This window comes from Planomicrobium soli (genome assembly GCF_003014655.1).
GTDB classification, from domain to species: domain Bacteria; phylum Bacillota; class Bacilli; order Bacillales_A; family Planococcaceae; genus Planococcus; species Planococcus soli_B.
Genome location: NZ_PYAT01000014.1, coordinates 1 through 20,106, shown reverse-complemented (window position 1 = coordinate 20,106; position 20,106 = coordinate 1). Strand labels below are relative to the sequence as shown.

General features: G+C 43.2%; 34 protein-coding genes. All 34 read left to right on the top strand.

Annotated elements, in window-relative coordinates:
- Positions 1-34: 34 nt before the first annotated feature.
- Positions 35-313: a 30S ribosomal protein S19 gene (rpsS, locus tag B0H99_RS14800; protein WP_106534466.1), complete on the top strand. Its 279-nt coding sequence runs from the start codon at positions 35-37 to the stop codon at positions 311-313.
- A gap of 19 nt (positions 314-332) precedes the next feature.
- Positions 333-674 (top strand): 50S ribosomal protein L22, encoded by a 342-nt coding sequence (gene rplV / locus B0H99_RS14795; protein WP_106534465.1) that lies wholly within the window; start codon positions 333-335, stop codon positions 672-674.
- A gap of 3 nt (positions 675-677) precedes the next feature.
- Entirely contained in the window at positions 678-1,334 is a 657-nt protein-coding gene (rpsC, locus tag B0H99_RS14790) for a 30S ribosomal protein S3 (protein WP_106534464.1), read from the top strand.
- A gap of 1 nt (position 1,335) precedes the next feature.
- Complete coding sequence (rplP, locus tag B0H99_RS14785; protein ID WP_036803910.1) at positions 1,336-1,770, top strand: 50S ribosomal protein L16; 435 nt, start codon at positions 1,336-1,338, stop codon at positions 1,768-1,770.
- Positions 1,760-1,960 carry a 50S ribosomal protein L29 gene (gene rpmC, locus B0H99_RS14780; protein ID WP_006828936.1) on the top strand — a complete coding sequence of 67 codons (201 nt, stop codon included), beginning with the start codon at positions 1,760-1,762 and terminating at the stop codon, positions 1,958-1,960. The genes rplP and rpmC overlap by 11 nt, the downstream gene beginning before the upstream one ends.
- Positions 1,961-1,984: 24 nt before the next feature.
- Positions 1,985-2,248, top strand: a complete 264-nt coding sequence (gene rpsQ / locus B0H99_RS14775) for a 30S ribosomal protein S17 (protein ID WP_106534463.1) — start codon at positions 1,985-1,987, stop codon at positions 2,246-2,248.
- Positions 2,249-2,295: 47 nt separating this feature from the next.
- Entirely contained in the window at positions 2,296-2,664 is a 369-nt protein-coding gene (gene rplN, locus B0H99_RS14770) for a 50S ribosomal protein L14 (RefSeq protein WP_036803916.1), read from the top strand.
- A 35-nt stretch (positions 2,665-2,699) separates the two neighbouring features.
- On the top strand, positions 2,700-3,011 hold the full coding sequence (gene rplX / locus B0H99_RS14765) for a 50S ribosomal protein L24 (protein WP_106534462.1): 312 nt from the start codon (positions 2,700-2,702) through the stop codon (positions 3,009-3,011).
- A 27-nt stretch (positions 3,012-3,038) separates the two neighbouring features.
- Positions 3,039-3,578: a 50S ribosomal protein L5 gene (rplE, locus tag B0H99_RS14760; RefSeq protein ID WP_106534461.1), complete on the top strand. Its 540-nt coding sequence runs from the start codon at positions 3,039-3,041 to the stop codon at positions 3,576-3,578.
- A 19-nt stretch (positions 3,579-3,597) separates the two neighbouring features.
- The gene (locus B0H99_RS14755; RefSeq protein WP_106534460.1) at positions 3,598-3,783 is read left to right on the top strand and encodes a type Z 30S ribosomal protein S14; all 186 of its coding nucleotides are present in this window, start codon (positions 3,598-3,600) and stop codon (positions 3,781-3,783) included.
- Positions 3,784-3,812: 29 nt separating this feature from the next.
- A complete protein-coding gene (gene rpsH / locus B0H99_RS14750; RefSeq protein WP_106534459.1) occupies positions 3,813-4,211 on the top strand; it encodes a 30S ribosomal protein S8 in 399 nt (132 codons plus the stop codon).
- Positions 4,212-4,241: 30 nt separating this feature from the next.
- A complete protein-coding gene (gene rplF / locus B0H99_RS14745; protein ID WP_106534458.1) occupies positions 4,242-4,781 on the top strand; it encodes a 50S ribosomal protein L6 in 540 nt (179 codons plus the stop codon).
- A 33-nt stretch (positions 4,782-4,814) separates the two neighbouring features.
- Positions 4,815-5,174 carry a 50S ribosomal protein L18 gene (gene rplR / locus B0H99_RS14740; protein ID WP_106534457.1) on the top strand — a complete coding sequence of 120 codons (360 nt, stop codon included), beginning with the start codon at positions 4,815-4,817 and terminating at the stop codon, positions 5,172-5,174.
- A gap of 20 nt (positions 5,175-5,194) precedes the next feature.
- The gene (gene rpsE / locus B0H99_RS14735; RefSeq protein WP_106534456.1) at positions 5,195-5,695 is read left to right on the top strand and encodes a 30S ribosomal protein S5; all 501 of its coding nucleotides are present in this window, start codon (positions 5,195-5,197) and stop codon (positions 5,693-5,695) included.
- Between the two features lie 14 nt (positions 5,696-5,709).
- Complete coding sequence (gene rpmD, locus B0H99_RS14730) at positions 5,710-5,892, top strand: 50S ribosomal protein L30 (protein WP_106534455.1); 183 nt, start codon at positions 5,710-5,712, stop codon at positions 5,890-5,892.
- A 33-nt stretch (positions 5,893-5,925) separates the two neighbouring features.
- On the top strand, positions 5,926-6,366 hold the full coding sequence (gene rplO, locus B0H99_RS14725; protein ID WP_106534454.1) for a 50S ribosomal protein L15: 441 nt from the start codon (positions 5,926-5,928) through the stop codon (positions 6,364-6,366).
- On the top strand, positions 6,366-7,661 hold the full coding sequence (gene secY / locus B0H99_RS14720; RefSeq protein ID WP_106534453.1) for a preprotein translocase subunit SecY: 1,296 nt from the start codon (positions 6,366-6,368) through the stop codon (positions 7,659-7,661). The genes rplO and secY overlap by 1 nt, the downstream gene beginning before the upstream one ends.
- Before the next feature lie 62 nt (positions 7,662-7,723).
- Positions 7,724-8,377, top strand: coding sequence for an adenylate kinase (locus B0H99_RS14715; RefSeq protein ID WP_106534452.1), 654 nt, complete (start codon positions 7,724-7,726; stop codon positions 8,375-8,377).
- A 57-nt stretch (positions 8,378-8,434) separates the two neighbouring features.
- The gene (locus tag B0H99_RS14710; RefSeq protein ID WP_106534451.1) at positions 8,435-8,707 is read left to right on the top strand and encodes a hypothetical protein; all 273 of its coding nucleotides are present in this window, start codon (positions 8,435-8,437) and stop codon (positions 8,705-8,707) included.
- A gap of 82 nt (positions 8,708-8,789) precedes the next feature.
- The gene (gene infA / locus B0H99_RS14705; protein ID WP_006828950.1) at positions 8,790-9,008 is read left to right on the top strand and encodes a translation initiation factor IF-1; all 219 of its coding nucleotides are present in this window, start codon (positions 8,790-8,792) and stop codon (positions 9,006-9,008) included.
- 37 nt (positions 9,009-9,045) lie between these two features.
- Positions 9,046-9,159 carry a 50S ribosomal protein L36 gene (rpmJ, locus tag B0H99_RS14700; RefSeq protein WP_006828951.1) on the top strand — a complete coding sequence of 38 codons (114 nt, stop codon included), beginning with the start codon at positions 9,046-9,048 and terminating at the stop codon, positions 9,157-9,159.
- Between the two features lie 23 nt (positions 9,160-9,182).
- Complete coding sequence (gene rpsM, locus B0H99_RS14695) at positions 9,183-9,548, top strand: 30S ribosomal protein S13 (protein ID WP_033542779.1); 366 nt, start codon at positions 9,183-9,185, stop codon at positions 9,546-9,548.
- Between the two features lie 25 nt (positions 9,549-9,573).
- Positions 9,574-9,963, top strand: a complete 390-nt coding sequence (rpsK, locus tag B0H99_RS14690) for a 30S ribosomal protein S11 (RefSeq protein WP_006828953.1) — start codon at positions 9,574-9,576, stop codon at positions 9,961-9,963.
- A 131-nt stretch (positions 9,964-10,094) separates the two neighbouring features.
- The gene (locus tag B0H99_RS14685) at positions 10,095-11,039 is read left to right on the top strand and encodes a DNA-directed RNA polymerase subunit alpha (RefSeq protein ID WP_106534450.1); all 945 of its coding nucleotides are present in this window, start codon (positions 10,095-10,097) and stop codon (positions 11,037-11,039) included.
- Between the two features lie 48 nt (positions 11,040-11,087).
- Positions 11,088-11,462, top strand: coding sequence for a 50S ribosomal protein L17 (gene rplQ, locus B0H99_RS14680; RefSeq protein WP_106534449.1), 375 nt, complete (start codon positions 11,088-11,090; stop codon positions 11,460-11,462).
- Positions 11,463-11,783: 321 nt separating this feature from the next.
- The gene (locus B0H99_RS14675; protein ID WP_106534448.1) at positions 11,784-12,632 is read left to right on the top strand and encodes an energy-coupling factor ABC transporter ATP-binding protein; all 849 of its coding nucleotides are present in this window, start codon (positions 11,784-11,786) and stop codon (positions 12,630-12,632) included.
- Complete coding sequence (locus B0H99_RS14670; RefSeq protein WP_106534447.1) at positions 12,608-13,480, top strand: energy-coupling factor ABC transporter ATP-binding protein; 873 nt, start codon at positions 12,608-12,610, stop codon at positions 13,478-13,480. Before B0H99_RS14675 ends, B0H99_RS14670 begins: the two co-directional genes overlap by 25 nt.
- Positions 13,477-14,274, top strand: coding sequence for an energy-coupling factor transporter transmembrane component T family protein (locus tag B0H99_RS14665; protein ID WP_106534446.1), 798 nt, complete (start codon positions 13,477-13,479; stop codon positions 14,272-14,274). The genes B0H99_RS14670 and B0H99_RS14665 overlap by 4 nt, the downstream gene beginning before the upstream one ends.
- Before the next feature lie 11 nt (positions 14,275-14,285).
- Positions 14,286-15,029 carry a tRNA pseudouridine(38-40) synthase TruA gene (gene truA, locus B0H99_RS14660; protein WP_106534445.1) on the top strand — a complete coding sequence of 248 codons (744 nt, stop codon included), beginning with the start codon at positions 14,286-14,288 and terminating at the stop codon, positions 15,027-15,029.
- 193 nt (positions 15,030-15,222) lie between these two features.
- The gene (rplM, locus tag B0H99_RS14655) at positions 15,223-15,660 is read left to right on the top strand and encodes a 50S ribosomal protein L13 (protein ID WP_106534444.1); all 438 of its coding nucleotides are present in this window, start codon (positions 15,223-15,225) and stop codon (positions 15,658-15,660) included.
- A gap of 28 nt (positions 15,661-15,688) precedes the next feature.
- On the top strand, positions 15,689-16,081 hold the full coding sequence (rpsI, locus tag B0H99_RS14650; RefSeq protein WP_106534443.1) for a 30S ribosomal protein S9: 393 nt from the start codon (positions 15,689-15,691) through the stop codon (positions 16,079-16,081).
- Between the two features lie 661 nt (positions 16,082-16,742).
- The gene (locus B0H99_RS14645; RefSeq protein WP_106534442.1) at positions 16,743-17,585 is read left to right on the top strand and encodes an STAS domain-containing protein; all 843 of its coding nucleotides are present in this window, start codon (positions 16,743-16,745) and stop codon (positions 17,583-17,585) included.
- Positions 17,586-17,720: 135 nt separating this feature from the next.
- Positions 17,721-18,782: an Mrp/NBP35 family ATP-binding protein gene (locus B0H99_RS14640; RefSeq protein ID WP_106534441.1), complete on the top strand. Its 1,062-nt coding sequence runs from the start codon at positions 17,721-17,723 to the stop codon at positions 18,780-18,782.
- A 158-nt stretch (positions 18,783-18,940) separates the two neighbouring features.
- On the top strand, positions 18,941-19,627 hold the full coding sequence (locus B0H99_RS14635; protein ID WP_106534440.1) for a KinB-signaling pathway activation protein: 687 nt from the start codon (positions 18,941-18,943) through the stop codon (positions 19,625-19,627).
- The last annotated feature ends 479 nt before the right edge of the window (positions 19,628-20,106 follow it).

Here is a 20,106-nt window from a genome sequence, read left to right as displayed (position 1 = left end):
GAGCCGTGGTGCAATCACGAAGGGAGGATCCCAAATGGGTCGCAGCTTGAAAAAAGGACCTTTTGTTGATGATCATCTTATGAAAAAAGTTGATGCACAAAAGGACTCTGAGAAAAAACAAGTGATCAAAACTTGGTCTCGCCGTTCTACAATTTTCCCGACATTCATCGGACAAACAATTGCTGTATATGATGGACGTAAACACATTCCTGTCTACGTAACTGAAGATATGGTAGGCCACAAGCTTGGTGAATTTGCTCCAACACGCAAATACGCAAGCCATGGTGCAGACGATAAGAAAACAAGACGTTAATTGAGAGGAGGATTTCCCCATGCAAGCAAAAGCTGTCGCTAGAACAGTACGTATTGCTCCTCGTAAAGTCCGTTTAGTAGTAGATTTAATCCGAGGCAAGCAAATTGGCGAAGCCGTTGCAATTTTGAACCACACTCCGAAAGCAGCATCTATTGTTGTTGAGAAGTTGTTAAAATCTGCAGCTGCTAACGCTGAACATAACTACGAAATGAATTTGGACAACCTGATTGTTAGCGAAGTATTCGTTGACGAAGGTCCAACACTTAAACGTTTCCGTCCACGTGCAATGGGACGCGCAAGCGCAATTAACAAACGCACAAGCCACATCACGCTAGTGGTATCTGAGAAGAAGGAGGGATAATTCGTGGGACAAAAAATACATCCAATCGGGATGCGTATCGGCATCATTCGTGACTGGGAGTCAAAATGGTACGCTGAAAAAGACTATGCGACACTTCTTCACGAAGATATTAAAATCCGCGAGTACGTTGAAGCTCGTTTAAAAGAAGCTTCAGTTTCTAAAATTGAAATCGAGCGCGCTGCAAACCGCGTGAACGTTACAATTCACACTGCGAAACCAGGTATGGTAATCGGTAAAGGTGGTTCTGAAGTAGAAGTACTTCGCAAACAGCTTACTACTATGACTGGCAAGCGTGTACACATCAACATCATTGAAATCAAAAGAGCTGACCTTGATGCAAAATTGGTTGCTGAAAGTGTAGCACGTCAATTGGAAAACCGCGTGTCTTTCCGCCGTGCACAAAAACAAGCAATCCAACGCACAATGCGTTCTGGCGCTAAAGGGATCAAAACTCAAGTATCTGGACGTCTAGGCGGCGCTGACATTGCGCGTGCTGAACACTACAGTGAAGGTACTGTTCCGCTCCATACACTTCGCGCTGATATCGATTATGCGCATGCTGAAGCAGACACAACTTATGGTAAGCTTGGCGTAAAAGTATGGATCTATCGCGGTGAAGTCCTTCCAACTAAGAAGAAATCTGAGGAAGGAGGCAAATAATATGTTAATGCCTAAACGCGTTAAATATCGTCGTGAGCACCGCGGAAAGATGCGCGGAGAAGCTAAAGGCGGCAAAGAAATCGCATTCGGTGAATTTGGTCTCCAAGCTTTAGAATCATCTTGGATCACTAACCGCCAAATTGAAGCAGCACGTATTTCCATGACTCGTTACATGAAACGTGGCGGTAAAGTCTGGATTAAAATTTTCCCTCATAAGCCATATACGAAAAAGCCTCTAGAGGTTCGTATGGGATCTGGTAAAGGTTCACCTGAAGGATGGGTAGCCGTTGTCAAAACTGGTAAAGTAATGTTCGAACTTGCAGGAGTATCTGAAGAAGTGGCACGCGAAGCATTGCGCCTTGCATCTCACAAACTTCCGATCAAAACGAAGTTCGTAAAACGCGAAGAAATTGGTGGTGAATCGAATGAAAGCTAATGAAATCCGTGACCTAACCACTGCTGAAATCGAACAAAAAGTGAAATCACTGAAAGAAGAGCTTTTCAACCTTCGCTTCCAATTGGCTACTGGTCAATTAGAAAACACTGCTCGCATCCGCGAAGTACGTAAAGCGATTGCCCGTATGAAAACTGTGATTCACGAAAGAGTACTCAGTGGCAATAACTGATAAATCGAGAGGAGGTTTGCAAGTATGACTGAGCGTAATCAACGCAAAGTATACACAGGCCGTGTTGTGTCTGACAAAATGGACAAAACCGTTACAGTAATGGTTGAAACTCAAAAGAAGCACGCATTTTATGGCAAACGTGTAAAATACTCTAAGAAATACAAAGCTCATGATGAGCTAAACGAAGCGAAAATGGGCGACATCGTTCGCATCATGGAAACTCGTCCGTTATCAGCTACAAAACGCTTCCGCGTATTGGAAGTTGTAGAAAAAGCGGTTATCATTTAATTTAAATAATTTCGGAACGTAAGAAATTCCGAAGGGAGGTTACCTAAGTGATCCAACAGGAAAGTCGTTTAAAAGTTGCAGACAACTCGGGTGCTCGTGAAGTACTAGCGATTAAAGTACTTGGTGGTTCTGGTCGTAAGACTGCAAACATCGGTGACGTAATCGTTTGTACCGTGAAAAAAGCAACACCAGGTGGCGTTGTTAAGAAGGGTGAAGTCGTTAAGGCTGTTATCGTTCGCACGAAAAGCGGAGCTCGCCGTAAAGACGGTACTTACATCAAATTTGATGAAAATGCATGTGTCATTATTCGTGACGATAAAGGTCCACGCGGAACACGTATTTTCGGACCTGTTGCACGCGAACTTCGCGACAACAACTTCATGAAAATCGTTTCACTTGCTCCTGAAGTTCTTTAATCTATCATTGTGCAATACCAAGGAGGTGCGACAGAATGCATATTAAAAAAGGCGATACAGTTAAGGTAATCTCAGGCAAAGACAAAGGCAAAACAGGCGTTGTTTTGACTGCTTTACCTAAGAAAGAACGTGTGCTTGTAGAAGGTGTCAACATCGTGAAGAAGCATACAAAACCGAACCAGGCAAATCCGCAAGGCGGAATTGTCAGCCAAGAAGCAGCAATCCACGTTTCTAACGTTATGTTACTTGACCCTAAATCCGGCGAGCCGACTCGTGTAGGATATAAGGTTGAAGATGGCAAAAAAGTTCGTGTTGCAAAAAAATCCGGTGAAAAATTAGATAAATAAAATTCCTGAATGAAGGGAGGTACACACATGAACCGCCTAAAAGAAAAATATGTGAATGAAATCACTCCTGCTCTAGTGAGCAAGTTCAATTACTCTTCAATTATGCAAGCACCAAAAGTAGACAAAATCGTTGTCAACATGGGTGTGGGTGAAGCAGTACAAAACACGAAATCACTAGATACGGCTGTTGAAGAATTGCAAACAATCACTGGTCAAAAACCAGTTATTACTAAAGCTAAGAAATCTATCGCTGGCTTCCGTCTTCGTGAAGGTATGCCTATCGGATGTAAAGTTACACTACGCGGAGAGCGTATGTACGACTTCCTGGATAAATTGATTGCTATCTCATTACCACGTGTACGTGACTTCCGTGGCGTATCGAAAAAATCTTTCGACGGACGCGGCAACTACACACTAGGTGTGAAAGAACAATTGATCTTCCCTGAAATCGATTATGATAAAGTTTCTAAAGTACGCGGTATGGACATCGTAATTGTAACAACTGCGAACTCTGACGAGGAAGCTCGTGAGTTACTAACACAATTCGGAATGCCGTTCCAAAAGTAAACGTGAGGGAGGCGTAAACGTGGCTAAAAAATCTATGATCGCAAAACAAAAACGCACGCCAAAGTTTAATGTACAAGCATATACACGCTGTGAACGTTGCGGACGTCCGCATTCAGTAATACGCAAATTTAAACTTTGCCGTATTTGTTTCCGTGAACTTGCATATGTGGGACAAATTCCTGGCGTCAAAAAAGCCAGCTGGTAATCCCCTAATTTGGGAAGGAGGTAAAAGTAATGACAATGACAGATCCGATTGCAGATATGCTTACACGCATTCGTAACGCGAACATGGTTCGTCACGAGAAATTAGAGCTTCCGGCTTCTAACGTGAAAAAAGACATCGCTGAAATTCTTAAGCGTGAAGGTTTCGTTCGTGACGTTGAGTATGTTGAAGATGAAAAACAAGGTATGATCCGCATTTTCTTGAAATACGGAGCTAACAACGAACGCGTTATCACTGGCTTGAAACGCATTTCAAAACCAGGCTTGCGCGTATACGCTAAAACAAATGAGGTACCTCGTGTACTAAACGGTCTAGGAATTGCTCTAGTATCGACATCACAAGGTCTAGTTACTGATAAAGAAGCCCGCGCGAAACAAATCGGCGGAGAAATCATAGCATACGTTTGGTAATAAACAACAAACGAATGGAGGTGCAACAGAATGTCACGAGTAGGTAAAAAACCAATCGAGGTACCAGCTGGAGTTACCGTTACTGTGGGCGACAACAACGTCGTTACAGTAAAAGGTCCTAAAGGCGAACTATCTCGCACATTTAACAAAGATATCGCAATCTCTCAAGAAGAGAACATCCTAACATTGTCACGTCCTTCTGACTCTAAAGAACACCGCACAATTCACGGTACAACCCGCGCTTTGCTTGCGAACATGATTACTGGAGTTTCAGCTGGATTCGAACGTTCACTTGAATTAGTCGGTGTAGGTTACCGTGCACAATTACAAGGAACAAAATTGGTTCTTAACGTTGGATACTCTCACCCGGTAGAATTCACACCGGAAGAAGGTCTTACAGTTGAAGTCCCAGCTAACACAAAAGTTGTTATCAAAGGTATTGATAAAGAACGTGTTGGAGCTCTTGCTTCTAACATCCGCCAAGTGCGTCCGCCAGAGCCATATAAAGGCAAAGGGATTCGCTATGAAGGAGAAGCAGTTCGCCGCAAAGAAGGTAAAACAGGTAAATAATGCTGCTTAGGCAGGCTGAAAGGAGTGACCTCAGTGATTACGAAACTCGATAAAAACGCATCTCGTAAAAAACGTCATGCACGCGTACGTTCTAAAATTACGGGCACAGCACAACGCCCGCGTTTAAACGTATTTCGTTCAAACAAATACATTTACGCTCAATTGATCGATGATACTAACGGTGTAACGCTTATTAGCGCATCATCAATGGAAAAAGGTTTCGAAGGCTCAACCGGAAATCTTGAAGCTGCAACTAAAATTGGCGAAACTATCGCTAAACGTGCTGTAGAACAAGGGTTGACATCGATTGTTTTTGACCGCGGTGGTTATTTATATCACGGACGTGTTAAAGCTTTAGCAGAAGCAGCACGTGAAAATGGTTTAGAATTTTAAAAGAAGGAGGGACACATTTCATGCGTCGTATTGATCCAAACAAACTTGAACTTGAAGAACGCGTAGTTACGATTAACCGCGTAGCGAAAGTTGTAAAAGGTGGACGTCGTTTCCGTTTCTCCGCATTAGTTGTAGTAGGAGACAAAAATGGTAATGTCGGTTTCGGTACTGGTAAAGCACAAGAAGTTCCAGATGCTATCCGTAAAGGTATCGAAGATGCCAAGAAAAACCTTATTGCAGTGCCAATGGTTAAAGGTACAACTCCACACTTAGTAATCGGCCGTTTTGGTGCAGGTCAAATCCTGATCAAACCTGCTTCTCCGGGTACTGGAGTAATTGCTGGCGGACCTGTCCGTGCGGTACTTGAACTTGCAGGAGTACAAGATATCTTATCTAAGTCTCTAGGTTCAAACACACCAATCAACATGGTTCGTGCAACTATTGACGGTTTAACTCAACTGAAGAGTGCTGATGAAGTAGCAAAACTTCGCGGTAAAACTACAGCAGAGCTATTAGGATAAGGAGGGAAAATTACATGGCTACTAAACTAGAAATTACCCTCACAAAAAGCGTAATCGGTTCAAAGCCGAACCAACGCAAAGTTGTTCAAGCCCTAGGCTTGCGCAAAATGCATCAAACTGTTGAGCAACAAGACAACGCAGCCGTTCGCGGTATGCTTGATAAAGTCGCTCATCTAGTAACAATTAAAGAAGTTTAATTACTGATTTCTATAGAAGGAGGTGCCAACCATATGAAACTTCATGAATTAAAACCAGCAGAAGGATCACGCAGCTCAAGAAAGCGGATCGGACGTGGTATCGGTTCAGGTACTGGTAAAACATCAGGTAAAGGTCATAAAGGTCAAAACGCACGTTCAGGCGGAGGAGTTCGCCCTGGATTTGAAGGTGGACAAAACCCGTTGTTCCGTCGTTTACCAAAACGCGGCTTTACGAACATTAACCGTAAAGATTATGCAGTAGTAAACTTGGACGTATTAAACCGTTTTGAAGAAGGCACAGAAATTACACCTGCATTGTTGATCGAATCAGGTGTTGTGAGCAATGAACGTTCTGGAATCAAAATTCTTGGCAATGGTAGCTTAGAAAAGAAACTGACTGTCAAAGCTCACAAATTCTCTGGATCAGCTAAAGAAGCGATTGAAGCTGCCGGTGGACAAACCGAGGTGGTTTAATGTTTCAGACAATCTCTGATTTTATGCGCGTGACTGATATTCGAAATAAAATTATCTTTACACTACTGATGCTCATCATTTTCCGTATCGGGACTTTCATTCCGGTACCGAACGTTGATGCAACAGTATTGCAAGCTACTGATCAAATGGGTTTGATTGGATTCTTAAATACTTTCGGTGGAGGCGCCTTAGCTAACTTTTCGATTTTAGCGATGGGAATCATGCCTTACATTACAGCATCGATTATTGTGCAATTATTGCAGATGGATGTTGTACCGAAATTTGCAGAGTGGGCGAAACAAGGTGAAGTCGGAAGACGGAAACTTGCGCAATTCACTCGCTACTTCACAATAGTACTTGCGTTTATCCAAGCAATCGGTATGTCTTATGGGTTCAACCAAATGTATGGTGGAACATTAATCCAGAATGACACAATCTCAACGTATGTTGTTATTGCTATCGTATTGACTGGAGGAACAGCGTTTTTACTGTGGCTTGGTGAGCAGATTACGGCAAAAGGTGTGGGGAACGGTATTTCGATTATCATCTTCGCTGGGATTGTCGCTGCAATACCTGGTTCTATAAACCAACTTTACGCACAACAGATTGAAGGAGCTGGAGATCAGCTTCCAATCAACATCGCCATTATGGCGTTGATTGCATTAGCAGTTGTTGCCGTTACAGTATTGGTTATTTACGTTCAGCAAGCGCTGCGTAAAATTCCAATTCAGTATGCAAAGCGAGTTGCTGGCCGCGGCCAAACAGCCGGCGGACAACAAACGCATTTACCTTTGAAAGTAAACGCGGCCGGAGTTATCCCAGTAATCTTTGCAGTGGCGTTTATCATTACGCCACAAACCATTGCTTCTTTCTTTGGAGCTAACGCGTTTACGGATGCGATCCAAAATACTTTTGATTATACTCGTCCTGTCGGCATGATTATTTATGTTGCCTTGATTGTGGCTTTCACGTATTTTTACGCATTCATTCAGGTGAATCCTGAAAACGTGTCGGATAACTTGAAAAAGCAGGGTGCATATATTCCGGGAATCCGTCCGGGTAAAAATACACAGGATTACTTAACAAGTGTGCTATACCGTTTGACAATCGTCGGCGCCATCTTCCTTGCACTGGTCGCTATTATGCCAATTTTCTTCATCAACCTTGCGGGCTTGCCCCAATCGGCTCAAATTGGTGGAACTAGCCTTCTGATTGTAGTAGGGGTTGCGCTTGAAACGATGAAACAACTGGAATCACAACTTGTAAAGCGCCATTATAAAGGCTTTATGAAATAATCAATGGGCGTAGAGGAACGTTTAGGCGTTCCTTGTCCAATTGTCTGAGGGGGCAAAACCGTATGAATATCGTATTAATGGGTCTTCCTGGTGCCGGAAAAGGCACTCAAGCAGACAAAATTGTTGAGAAGTACGACATCCCTCATATTTCTACAGGTGATATGTTCCGCGCCGCCATCAAAGGTGAAACGGAACTAGGCTTGAAAGCAAAATCGTTCATGGATCAAGGTGCATTAGTACCTGATGAAGTGACTATCGGTATCGTCCGTGAGCGTCTTAGCAAGGTTGATTGTCAAGAAGGCTTTCTATTAGATGGCTTTCCACGAACAGTTCCTCAAGCTGAAGCGCTAGAATCTCTTCTTGCTGATCTTGGCAAAAGAATCGAGCATGTCGTAAATATTCAAGTTGAACAAGATGAGTTGATTGCACGTTTGACAGGCCGTTGGATTTGTAAAGTTTGTGGAACTGCTTACCATACTGTGTTTAACCCGCCGGCAACAGCTGGTGTGTGCAACAAAGATGGCGGAGAGCTCTACCAGCGCGAAGATGATAAGCCTGAAACCGTCACGAAACGTTTAGAAGTTAACATGCAACAAACACAGCCGCTTCTTGATTTCTATGAAAGCAAAGGCGTGCTGGGGAATATAAATGGACAGCAGGATATTCACCAAGTATTTGCTGACATTGATGCTCTTCTAAAGGGCGACCGAGGATAATACCCGGCGCCGGGCGCAGTTAGTTGCCTCCATGTGGCTTTAAGGGGCACAGGAGAAATGAATTCTCGAGAGCTGCAAAAGCATAAAATGCCTGGTTATATGAAATTCAGTGCCGAATATCTTAGGCCTTTGAGCCGTGCAATTCGCAACTGGAGGGAGTATAATGGGTTTCGTGGAAGCATCTGTGTAACGGGTTTGGAACTCATCCAAGGCAGTCCGGGCGGCCGAGGATACATGAGGCAGACTGGCAACCGGATTACCCCCGACCTGCATCTGCAGGAAGCGGAACTCGGAGACTTGCCTTCACTGCCATTCATGCAATCCTGGTGAATGAATAGAGCACTATTGTTCAATCAGCAAATACTGTTTGAAGATGAGATCCTAATTTGTATACAGAAGGGAGACTGGGTCGATGGCGAAAGACGATGTAATTGAAATCGAAGGAACAGTCGTTGAGACTTTGCCTAACGCGATGTTTAAAGTAGAATTGGAAAATGGCCATACGATTCTTGCGCATGTATCTGGCAAGATCCGCATGCACTTTATCCGCATTCTGCCAGGAGATAAAGTAACAGTGGAACTTTCTCCTTACGATTTAACTCGCGGTCGTATCACATACCGTTTTAAATAATCTTTTGCACTCCGGACTACTAAGGAGGTTAGGTTAGATGAAAGTGAGACCATCTGTGAAACCGATCTGTGAAAAATGTAAAGTTATTCGCAGAAACGGTAAAGTAATGGTAATCTGTGAAAATCCGAAACACAAACAAAGACAAGGCTAATATGAAGGAGGTGCATGGCACACATGGCACGTATTGCTGGTGTTGACATTCCGCGCGACAAACGCGTTGTTATTTCATTAACATATATTTTCGGTGTTGGTAAAACAACTGCACAGAAAGTTCTTTCTGCTGCTGGCATTTCTGAAGATACACGAGTTCGTGATCTTACAGAAGATGAGTTGAACAATATCCGTGAACAATTAGATCAATACAAAATTGAAGGTGACCTTCGCCGTGAAGTATCTATGAACATCAAACGCTTGATGGAAATTGCTAGCTTCCGGGGTATCCGCCACCGCCGTGGACTACCTGTACGCGGTCAAAATACGAAGAACAATGCGCGTACGCGTAAAGGTCCTCGTAAAACTGTTGCGAACAAGAAAAAATAATCAGTAAAGGAGGTTTCTTCTTAACATGGCACGTAAACAACAAACTCGTAAGCGTCGTGTGAAAAAGAATATCGAATCAGGTATCGCTCACATCCGCTCAACATTTAACAACACAATTGTTACGATTACAGATATGCAAGGGAACGCAGTATCTTGGTCAAGCGCAGGTGCTCTAGGATTTAGAGGTTCACGTAAATCTACACCTTTCGCTGCTCAAATGGCTGCAGAAACCGCTGCTAAAACATCAATCGAACACGGTCTTAAAACTTTGGAAGTTACAGTTAAAGGTCCTGGTTCAGGTCGTGAGGCTGCAATCCGCGCACTTCAAGCTGCCGGACTAGAAGTTACAGCAATCAAAGATGTAACTCCAGTACCTCATAACGGTTGCCGTCCGCCAAAACGCCGTCGCGTATAATCGTTAATCTGAATCGGATTTTGAACATCACGATATACTGAATGTGTTCTGAACCGTAGCGAAAGTCCTTATGACTCTCGAGTTCTTGATGAAGCGAAATAAACACCGACGTTTTGAAGGAGGGTAAATGAATGCTCGAAATAGAAAAACCAAAGATTGAAACGATTGAGATCGATAGCAACGCCAAATACGGCAAATTCGTTATTGAACCTCTTGAGCGTGGATATGGAACCACTTTAGGAAACTCCTTACGTCGAATCTTACTTTCATCTTTACCAGGCGCTGCAGTTACTTCGATTCAAATTGACGGTGTTTTGCATGAATTCTCTACTGTTGAAGGTGTAGAAGAAGACGTGGCATCAATCATTTTGAACATTAAGAAGCTTGCGCTGAAAATTTACTCTGACGAAGAAAAAGTCATTGAAATTGATGTTAAAGGTGATGGAACGGTTACGGCTGCAGATATTACTCACGACAGTGACGTGGAAATTCTGAATCCGGATTTATATATTGCTACAATCGCTAAAAATGGCCATCTCCGTATGCGTATGTATGCGAACCGAGGCCGTGGATATGCTCGAGCAGATCAGAACAAACGTGAAGATCTTCCAATCGGCGTTATCCCGATTGACTCTATTTATACGCCTGTTTCACGCGTCAATTTCCAAGTGGAAAACACTCGAGTGGGTCAACTGACTCATTTTGATAAACTCTCTCTTGATGTCTGGACAGATGGAAGCATCGGTCCGAAAGAGGCAATCGCGCTTGGCGCAAGAATTTTTACCGAGCATTTGAATATCTTCGTAGGATTAACAGACGAGGCACAAACGGCTGAAATCATGGTTGAAAAAGAAGAAGACCAAAAAGAAAAAGTTCTAGAGATGACTATCGAAGAACTGGATCTATCGGTACGCTCTTACAACTGCTTAAAACGTGCAGGTATCAATACGGTACATGAACTGGCAAGCAAGTCGGAAGACGACATGATGAAAGTCCGCAACCTTGGACGCAAATCACTTGAAGAAGTTAAAGTGAAGTTGGAAGATTTAGGACTAGGACTTCGTAAAGAAGACTGATTGCCTTAAATTCTGTTCCGAACTATTTACCGAAGGAGGGAAACTTCAATGAGAAAGCTTCAACGTACAAGTTCTCAACGTAAAGCACTATTACGTGACCTTACAACAGACTTAATCGTACATGAGCGCATTCAAACGACTGAAGCTCGTGCGAAAGAAGTGCGTTCTACTGTAGAAAAAATGATTACTTTAGGCAAACGTGGAGATGTTCACGCTCGTCGTAAAGCTGCAGAATGGATGCGTCGTGAATTGGTTACATCTACGGATGAGGAAGGTAACGAAACAACAACTTTTGCTTTGCAAAAATTGTTTGATGATGTTGCACCACGTTACGCAGAACGCCAAGGCGGATACACTCGCATTATGAAAATGGGTCCTCGTCGCGGAGACGGCGCACCAATCGTAATTATCGAATTAGTTTAATCACATTGAAGAGGGTTCAAACCCTCTTCTTTTAGCATTATGATTTATACGACAATATGAAAAGCTGAGTGTTATGATGAGCGAGCCGAAAGGCGGCGTCTTGTCTAGCTCTACGCACCTCATTCAACCCGGGCTTAAGCAACCTGGGAAGCCATAGAAATAGAAAAGCGCATTTCTCTGAATGAGGTGCGCGCTTTTTTTATTTAAGCTGTTTTTAGCAGAGTAAAGATAATTTTGCAGATTGAAGTTCTGCTATATTTACATACATATGAGGAACCAAGTAGAGTAGAGCTTAGCAGGAGTTAGAGGAGGTCAGCTGAGATGAATTCGACTATTATGTCATTTGCAAATGTGACATTTACATATGCACCAGAAAACGAAACTGTGCGCCCAGCTGTGCAGAACTTGTCTTTTTCCATTCAAAACGGTGAATGGATTGCACTAGTTGGCCATAACGGTTCAGGGAAGTCGACGATTGCCAAATTAATGAACGGCTTGTTGTTTCCCCAGCAAGGAACGGTAGAAGCCATGGGTCAAATTATGTCTGAAGGAAGTTTATGGGACATCCGTTCGCAAATGGGAATGGTGTTTCAAAATCCAGACAACCAGTTTGTGGGAGCGACCGTCCAAGATGATGTAGCTTTTGCTTTGGAGAATAATGGCGTGCCTCATGCCGATATGGTGCTGCGGGTAAAAGAATCGTTGCGTCAAGTAAAGATGGAAGAGTTTATGGACCAGGAGCCTCATCATTTGTCTGGCGGTCAAAAGCAGCGGGTGGCCATAGCAGGAGCGTTGGCGCTGAAACCTCGGTTGTTGATACTGGATGAAGCGACATCGATGCTTGATCCGCAAGGGCGAATAGAAGTCATTGAAACTATACGAGAACTTCGGAAAGCGACGGGCTTGACGGTCATTTCCATTACGCATGATTTAGAAGAAGCGGCCCTTGCTGATCGCATTATCGTCATGAACGCTGGACAGAAGCATACAGAAGGCACGCCGGAAGAGGTCTTTTTATCTGGGGAAGCCCTGGTAGAACTTGGATTGGATTTGCCGTTTGCGATGCGCATGACGCATTTGTTGAGAGAAGCAGGAGTGCCTGTTGCAAAAGAACATATGTCAGAAGATGAGTTGGTGGAAGAGTTATGGACATCTTACTTCAAGAAGTAGGGTATAGCTATGCACAAGATACCCCTTTTGAAAAAAGGGCTTTGCATGATGTAACGCTGCATATTCCGTCAGACTCTTATACGGCGATTATCGGCCATACAGGATCAGGCAAATCAACAGTGTTGCAGCATTTGAACGCATTGTTGTTGCCTACCGAAGGATATGTGGTTATTGGTGATCGAAAACTTCAGTCAGGGGTCAAAGCAAAAAACCTACGGCCAGTGCGCCGTCAAGTAGGGATTGTTTTTCAGTTTCCGGAACAGCAGTTGTTTGATGAAACGGTCTTAAAGGATATTATGTTCGGACCATTAAATTACGGCGTGCCAGAAGAAGAAGCAAGCCGCCGGGCACATGAATTGGTGGAGCAGCTGGGGCTGCCTCCAGAAGTATTGTCTAAATCTCCATTTGATCTCTCAGGCGGCCAGATGCGAAGAGTGGCAATAGCGGGAGTATTAGCTATGGAGCCAGATGTATTAGTGCTTGATGAGCCGACTGCCGGTCTAGATCCAAGAGGACGCCGTGAAATTATGGACCTATTTCATGAGCTTCACCTAAAAAGGAACTTAACGACCGTCCTTGTGACGCATAGCATGGAGGATGCGGCACGTTACGCTGATCTGGTGGCAATCATGCACAGCGGCCGTTGCGTGGCCACAGGAGAGCCGAGAGACATTTTTACGAATGAAGAGCAGCTTCAGGACTATCGATTGGAACCACCGCGTTCAATCCGGCTTCAGCGTAAGTTTGAAGAAAAAACCGGAATTATGCTGGATGGCATTTCATTGACTGAAGAAGCATTGGCTAAAAATATAGCGCTAGCCTTATCAAAAGGGCGTGATTTAATATGATGGAAAAAATGATCTTCGGGCGCTTTATTCCTGGAAATTCGTTCGTCCATAAAATGGACCCAAGGGCGAAAATTTTATTTGTCTTCTTGTTTATTGCCATTGTTTTTATTGCCAATAGCGTAGTGTCATATGCTGTTTTGTTGGCGTTTACTCTTCTGGTCGTGACCTTGTCTAAAATTCGGCTCTACTTTTTAATAACCGGATTGAAGCCAGTTATTATATTGGTGGTTTTTACTTTTCTTTTGCATATCTTTTTTACAAGAGAAGGAGATTTACTCATCAATTTCTGGTTTTTGGAAATTTATGAAGAAGGCCTCCGGCAAGGGGTTTTCATCTCAATCCGTTTCTTGGTGCTGGTGTTCATCACAAGTATTTTAACATTAACGACTTCGCCAATTTCAATTACTGATGGAATTGAAGTATTGCTTGGACCGTTCAAAAGGCTAAAATTGCCGGTTCATGAATTGGCATTAATGATGTCGATTTCACTGCGTTTCATTCCGACTTTAATGGATGAAACAGGAAAAATCATGAAAGCTCAAATGGCAAGAGGTTCCGATATTGGATCGGGTCCGATAAAAGAGCGCGTAAAAGCGGTCGTCCCTTTGCTTATTCCGTTGTTTGTGAGTGCTTTTAAACGTGCGGAAGATTTAGCGACGGCGATGGAAGTGCGCGGCTACCGCGGAGATGCCGGAAGAACACGTTACCGGCAGTTAAACTGGAGATTTGTTGATACGTTAAGTTTGGCGCTTCTTGCCGGCTTAGCGGCCTTGCTATGGTATTTACGGATTTAAGGAGAGACAAAATGAAACGAATGAAAGCCAAAATTGCTTATGATGGATCGGGTTTTGCGGGCTATCAGGTCCAGCCGAATTCGCGTACGGTTCAGCAGGAGCTAATGAGCGTATTAAAAACCATTCATAAAGGACAGGCGATCCAGGTCGTAGCGAGCGGACGGACAGACGCCAAAGTGCATGCGACTGGCCAGGTCATCCACTTTGACACGACACTTGCAATTCCGATTGCCGGCTGGCTTAAGGCGTTAAATGTATTGCTGCCGGAAGATATTCGGGTTTTGGCTATTGAAGAAGCAGCTCCATCGTTTCATGCGCGTTACCATACAAGTGGAAAAACATACCGATACAAATGGGACCGCAGCTCGATCATCAGCCCATTCACCCGGAATTATATGGTGCATACGAAACAACGGCCGAATGTGGAAGCGATGAGACAGGCTGCGGCGGCTGTTTTAGGCACACATGATTTTTCGAGTTTTTGCGCTGCGAACACTGGAGTAGTGGATAAAGTCCGGACAGTCCGTCGATTGGATATTGAAGAACGCGGTGAAGAGCTTCATATGATAATAGAAGGTTCCGGCTTTTTATACAATATGGTGCGGATCATTGCTGGCACCTTGATGGAAATCGGCCTCGGAAGAAGAGAGGCGGCTGAAATGGCTTCAATTGTTGAAGCCGCAGACAGAAGCGCTGCAGGAAAAACAGCCGCTGCTCATGGGTTGTACCTGGAAAATGTAACTTACACAGACTGAAACAACTTTTCCTGGTGTTTTGAGAAAAACGCTTGACTTTCGACCGCTGGCGTTATAACATGATGTATGGTATTTTCATTACCCCCACGATATGCCCCGGAAGGTTATTTGTTAGGGATAACGAAAAAACGGAACAACGGAACATGGAACTGTGATTAAATAAAAGAGACGATTTATTAGGAGGACAATATACATGCGTACAACATTCATGGCTAAAGGTCACGAAGTAGAGCGTAAATGGTTGGTTGTCGATGCAGAAGGGCAAACTCTTGGACGTTTAGCTTCTGAAGTCGCTTCAATCTTGCGCGGGAAATACAAACCAACATTCACACCAAACGTTGACACTGGTGACCACGTGATCATCATCAACGCTGAAAAAATTCACCTTACAGGTAAAAAACTTTCAGACAAAATCTACTATCGCCACACTCAATTCAGCGGCGGGTTAAAACAGCGTACTGCACTTGAAATGCGCACAAACTACCCAACAAAAATGCTTGAATTGGCTATCAAAGGAATGCTTCCTAAGAACTCTTTAGGACGTCAAACATTCAGCAAACTGCACGTTTACGCTGGACCAGAACACAAACACCAAGCACAACAGCCTGAAGTTTACCAACTTCGCGGATAATATTAGTAAATAAGAGGAGGATACACCTTTGGCACAAGTTCAATATATCGGTACAGGTCGCCGTAAAAACTCAACAGCTCGCGTACGTCTAGTACCTGGCGACGGCACAATTACAATCAACAACCGTGACGTATCGGATTACGTTCCATACGAAACGCTTGAGCAAATCATCAAACAACCACTAGTAGCTACTGAAACTCTTGGAAGCTATAACGTGCTTGTAAACGTAAAAGGCGGCGGCTTCACAGGTCAAGCTGGAGCAGTACGCCACGGAATCGCTCGCGCTCTACTTACAGTAGACCCTGCTTTCCGTCCTGCTTTGAAATCTGCTGGTCTTTTAACACGCGACCCACGTATGAAAGAACGTAAGAAACCAGGTCTTCGTTCAGCTCGTCGTGCGCCACAGTTCTCAAAACGTTAATTTTCAACAAAAGCCCTTTTCTCATATCGAGAAAAGGGCTTTTTATATTTTTATTGATTCATAAAATAAAACCCCCAGAAAAACGGAGGTCAAGTTAAATTATAGGCGCCTATTCCTTCGTTTATGGCAATGGCTGCTTCTTCTGCCGATTCAAAATACTTAACCCGTTGAGTTTGAAGATTCTTCACTTCCAAAGTAGACGTATTTTTTAAACAGACTACAGTAAAAAGCGCTTGTTCATTTTTGCTGAATGTTTGGGTGATGTTTACAGTGTTATAAAAACAAACTGTTTACAGAATTTCTTTTATGCTTTCTAGTGACATAGTGCATTCTCCTTTCTGTTTTTGGAAAGGGACCATAAAAGCTGAAAGAATCTAGGCGGTATCTGGCTGGAATTACAGCATAACATCTATAGAGTTTGTTTAGGGCGCACCCCGATAAATGACATACGAATGAAATAAACTCAAAAGTGGATTAACAACAGGTCTTATCTACAAAAGAATATTTTAAGGGCTAACAATGCAATTTTTCAAAGGATGTTATACTATAAAAATAGAAGAGTTTACAAGCCGTCATCGTTTATTATGTTTATCAGCTTCACTGAGATAAAGCCATAAGCTGCGACAAAGATTCCAAGGTATAGCGCAGGAGGAGAGAAAGAATGGGAAAGAAAGTCGGATTGCATGAATACTTTTTAGAAAAAACGTGGAACTTAACAGAAGAGTGGTATGCTTCCTTGGGGGAAAGCCAAGCCGGTGTTTACGGTTCCCATGATCCTAAAGTTGTTGAAGCCCTTAAAAAGCAAAACCATAATTTTCATGTTAACTTCTCATCAATTTTCAATAAAGGCAAGAAAGAGTTTTTTGAAGACTTTCAAGAATGGGTTACGGACATTGCGCAGGACGAAGCCCATTTAGCTACACCCATCACAGATATCATTCGGGAATTCTTCCGCACACAGAATCAGTACTTGGATCTGGTAGAAGAATACGCATCACTTCATGAAGAAACGGTCTCGGCTGAAGAGGTAAGCGCTTGGAAACGCGACATCGTAAATGGCATCAACGAAATCGTTTTAAGATTTAGTTACGAAAACGCAAAGGCAGCCGAAGAAAAATCCAATGCCCAGCAGCAGATGATTATTGAATTGAGTTCTCCTGTTATTATTCTTGCCAATAAGACCGGGCTACTTCCTTTGATTGGAGAGATCAATACATATCGGGCGAAAGTAATGTTTGAGAATACATTGCAAAAAAGCGCTAAGCATGGCCTTGAAAGATTGTTCATCGATTTATCCGGAGTTCCGGTGATTGATACGATGGTTGTCCATCAAATCTTCCAATTGATCAAAGGGCTGAATTTGATTGGCATCAGAACTTCATTGTCAGGCATTCGCCCGGACATTGCTCAAACAGCTATTCATCTAGGTATCCAATTTAAAGATATTGAAGTCTATAGCACTCTCTCTCAAGCACTTAAGACAAGAGAGCTTGCGGGAAAATAATCGAAAATAGGCCACCCTCTTCTTATTCTAGAAGAGGGTTTTGTTTTTCCTTTTCCCGAAGACTGAATAGATTTAAAATAGAAAACTCTGTGTTATACTGTACGGTGAGCAAAAGACTTAAGGAGTGTATCGATTATGATGAATGAACAACAAGTGCGCGAGTTGCTTGGAGAGTTGCAAGATCCTTTTTTACATAGATCCTTAAATGAAACGAATGGTATTACTTCTGTCTCAATCAAAGAGGAAAAAAATCATGTCAGCGTAAAGTTGGCCATCGCCAAAACAAATACGCCAGAACAAATGCAAATGCAAATGAAAGTTGTTGAAATGCTAAAAGGGGCAGGAGCAGCTTCTGTCGGAATTCGCTTCGAAGAACTGCCTCCGGAAGCTTTGGCTCAGTTCCGCGGCCAAGCAACAGCGGCCGAAGCGCAGGATTTATTGTCGCCATTAAACAAAGTTGAATTTATTTCAATTGCGAGTGGTAAGGGTGGAGTAGGAAAATCAACGGTTTCTGTCAACTTAGCTGTTGCGTTAGCACGTCTCGGCAAAAAAGTCGGCTTGATCGATGCTGACATCTATGGATTCAGTGTGCCGGACATGATGGGAATTGATAAGACGCCTGTTGTACGGGGGAATACAATTATTCCGGTAGAGCGTTTCGGCGTAAAAGTTATTTCCATGGGCTTTTTTGTAGAAGACAATATGCCGGTTGTATGGCGTGGTCCAATGCTCGGTAAAGTTTTAGATCAATTCTTCCGTGATGTAGAGTGGGGAGAATTAGACTATCTGTTGCTAGATCTGCCACCGGGAACAGGGGACGTTGCGCTCGACATTCATCAGATGCTTCCAGCTTCAAAGGAAATCGTCATCACAACGCCTCATCCGACGGCCGCTTTCGTAGCAGCGCGTGCAGGAGCCATGGCTCTTCAAACGGACCACGAAGTTCTCGGAGTCATCGAGAACATGGCATGGTTCGAAAGCAAAGAGACAGGGACAAGAGAGTATTTATTTGGACAAGGCGGCGGACCGAAACTGGCAGAAGAATTGCAAGCGCCTTTGCTTGGCCAGATTCCGCTTGGTCAACCTGATTGGAATGAAGAAGACTTTGCTCCATCTGTATATGCTGCAGAGCACCCAACCGGAAAGATCTACGAAGAGATCGCTCAACAAATTTTAAAACAGTTTGCAGAAAAATAAATAAGCAAACAACCCGGAAACCGAATTAGGCTTCCGGGTTTTTAATTTCCAATCGCAGTGTTTCAATGTTTGTTCACATCTATTGCGTATGGCTGATGGATTTTTCTTCTGGCGGTTGTTACAATTGTAAAAGGACTTCAAATAACGGAGGCATTCAAGTGACAATACGAAATTGGATAAAATTTTCGATAAATGCAATTTTAATCGGTGGATTAATAACCGGGATACTTGGGTTATTTATTCGCTGGAACGATGTTTTTGCAGAAGCATTCCGAAGTGGACAGTGGGGAGAATTTCTCGCAGGCTTTGTTTGGATGGTTGTGGTCGGGGCTACAATGAGTTTGATTGCGCAGATGGGCTTTTTCGCATACTTGACGATTCATCAGTTTGGAATGAACATGTTCCGGACGCTTCGGCTTTGGAATTGGGTACAGCTTTTAATCATCGCGGTGGTTATTTTTGATTTGATCGCTTTCCGCTTTGCACCGAATGCTGAGACATCCAGTCAAGTATGGCTGTATGCAACCTTGCTGTTTGTGTTGATTGCAACGGCAGTAGTTACAGCTTACTTCAAAGCGAAATGGACTAATAAAACGGCGTTCGTTTCCGCGCTATTCTTTATGATTGTAGTTACGACTTTAGAATGGCTGCCATCGTTAATGGTAGAAGCCGGAAATATTGACAGCTGGGTCACGCTATTGCTATTCCCATTTTTATCGGTGAATGCATATCAAATCCTAGTCTTGCCTAAATATAACGCCAAGTCTGATGTAGATCGGCAAAAACTTGAAGAGCGGCGTGCAGCGAGGAAAGCTGCGGCACAACCTGCTGCTAAAAAAAGATAAGTGATTAAAAGCCATCCGGTAGCCTCTTAGAGAGGAGCAGGATGGCTTTTATATTTACAGTAAGCATGGAAGGAGGGCAAGCAGCTTGGGAGTGGGCTTTTTATTTTAGAAGGCCTGAGTCCATATTTAAAAGATGATTTTTTACGTATAATTAAATCAGGGAAAGTGTTGACTTAAATTAGAGAGGCTGTTATATTAGTAACTGTCCTTAAAACGACTCGAAAAAAACATTGAAATAGAGTGTTGACAATGAGTCGTGAAAGAGATATTATTAAAAAGTTGCCAATAAAGCAAAACGGTTGCCAAATATAAATTCAAAATTTATAGTTGACATCTGATTTTGGAAAAGGTATACTAATAAAGTTGCTGATAAACGCAACTGAGACATGAACCTTGAAAACTGAACAGCAAAACGTCAACAAACGTTTATTGACGCGTTCCGAACGCGGCAATAAAATTTCTGCGACGGTTGCCCTTTG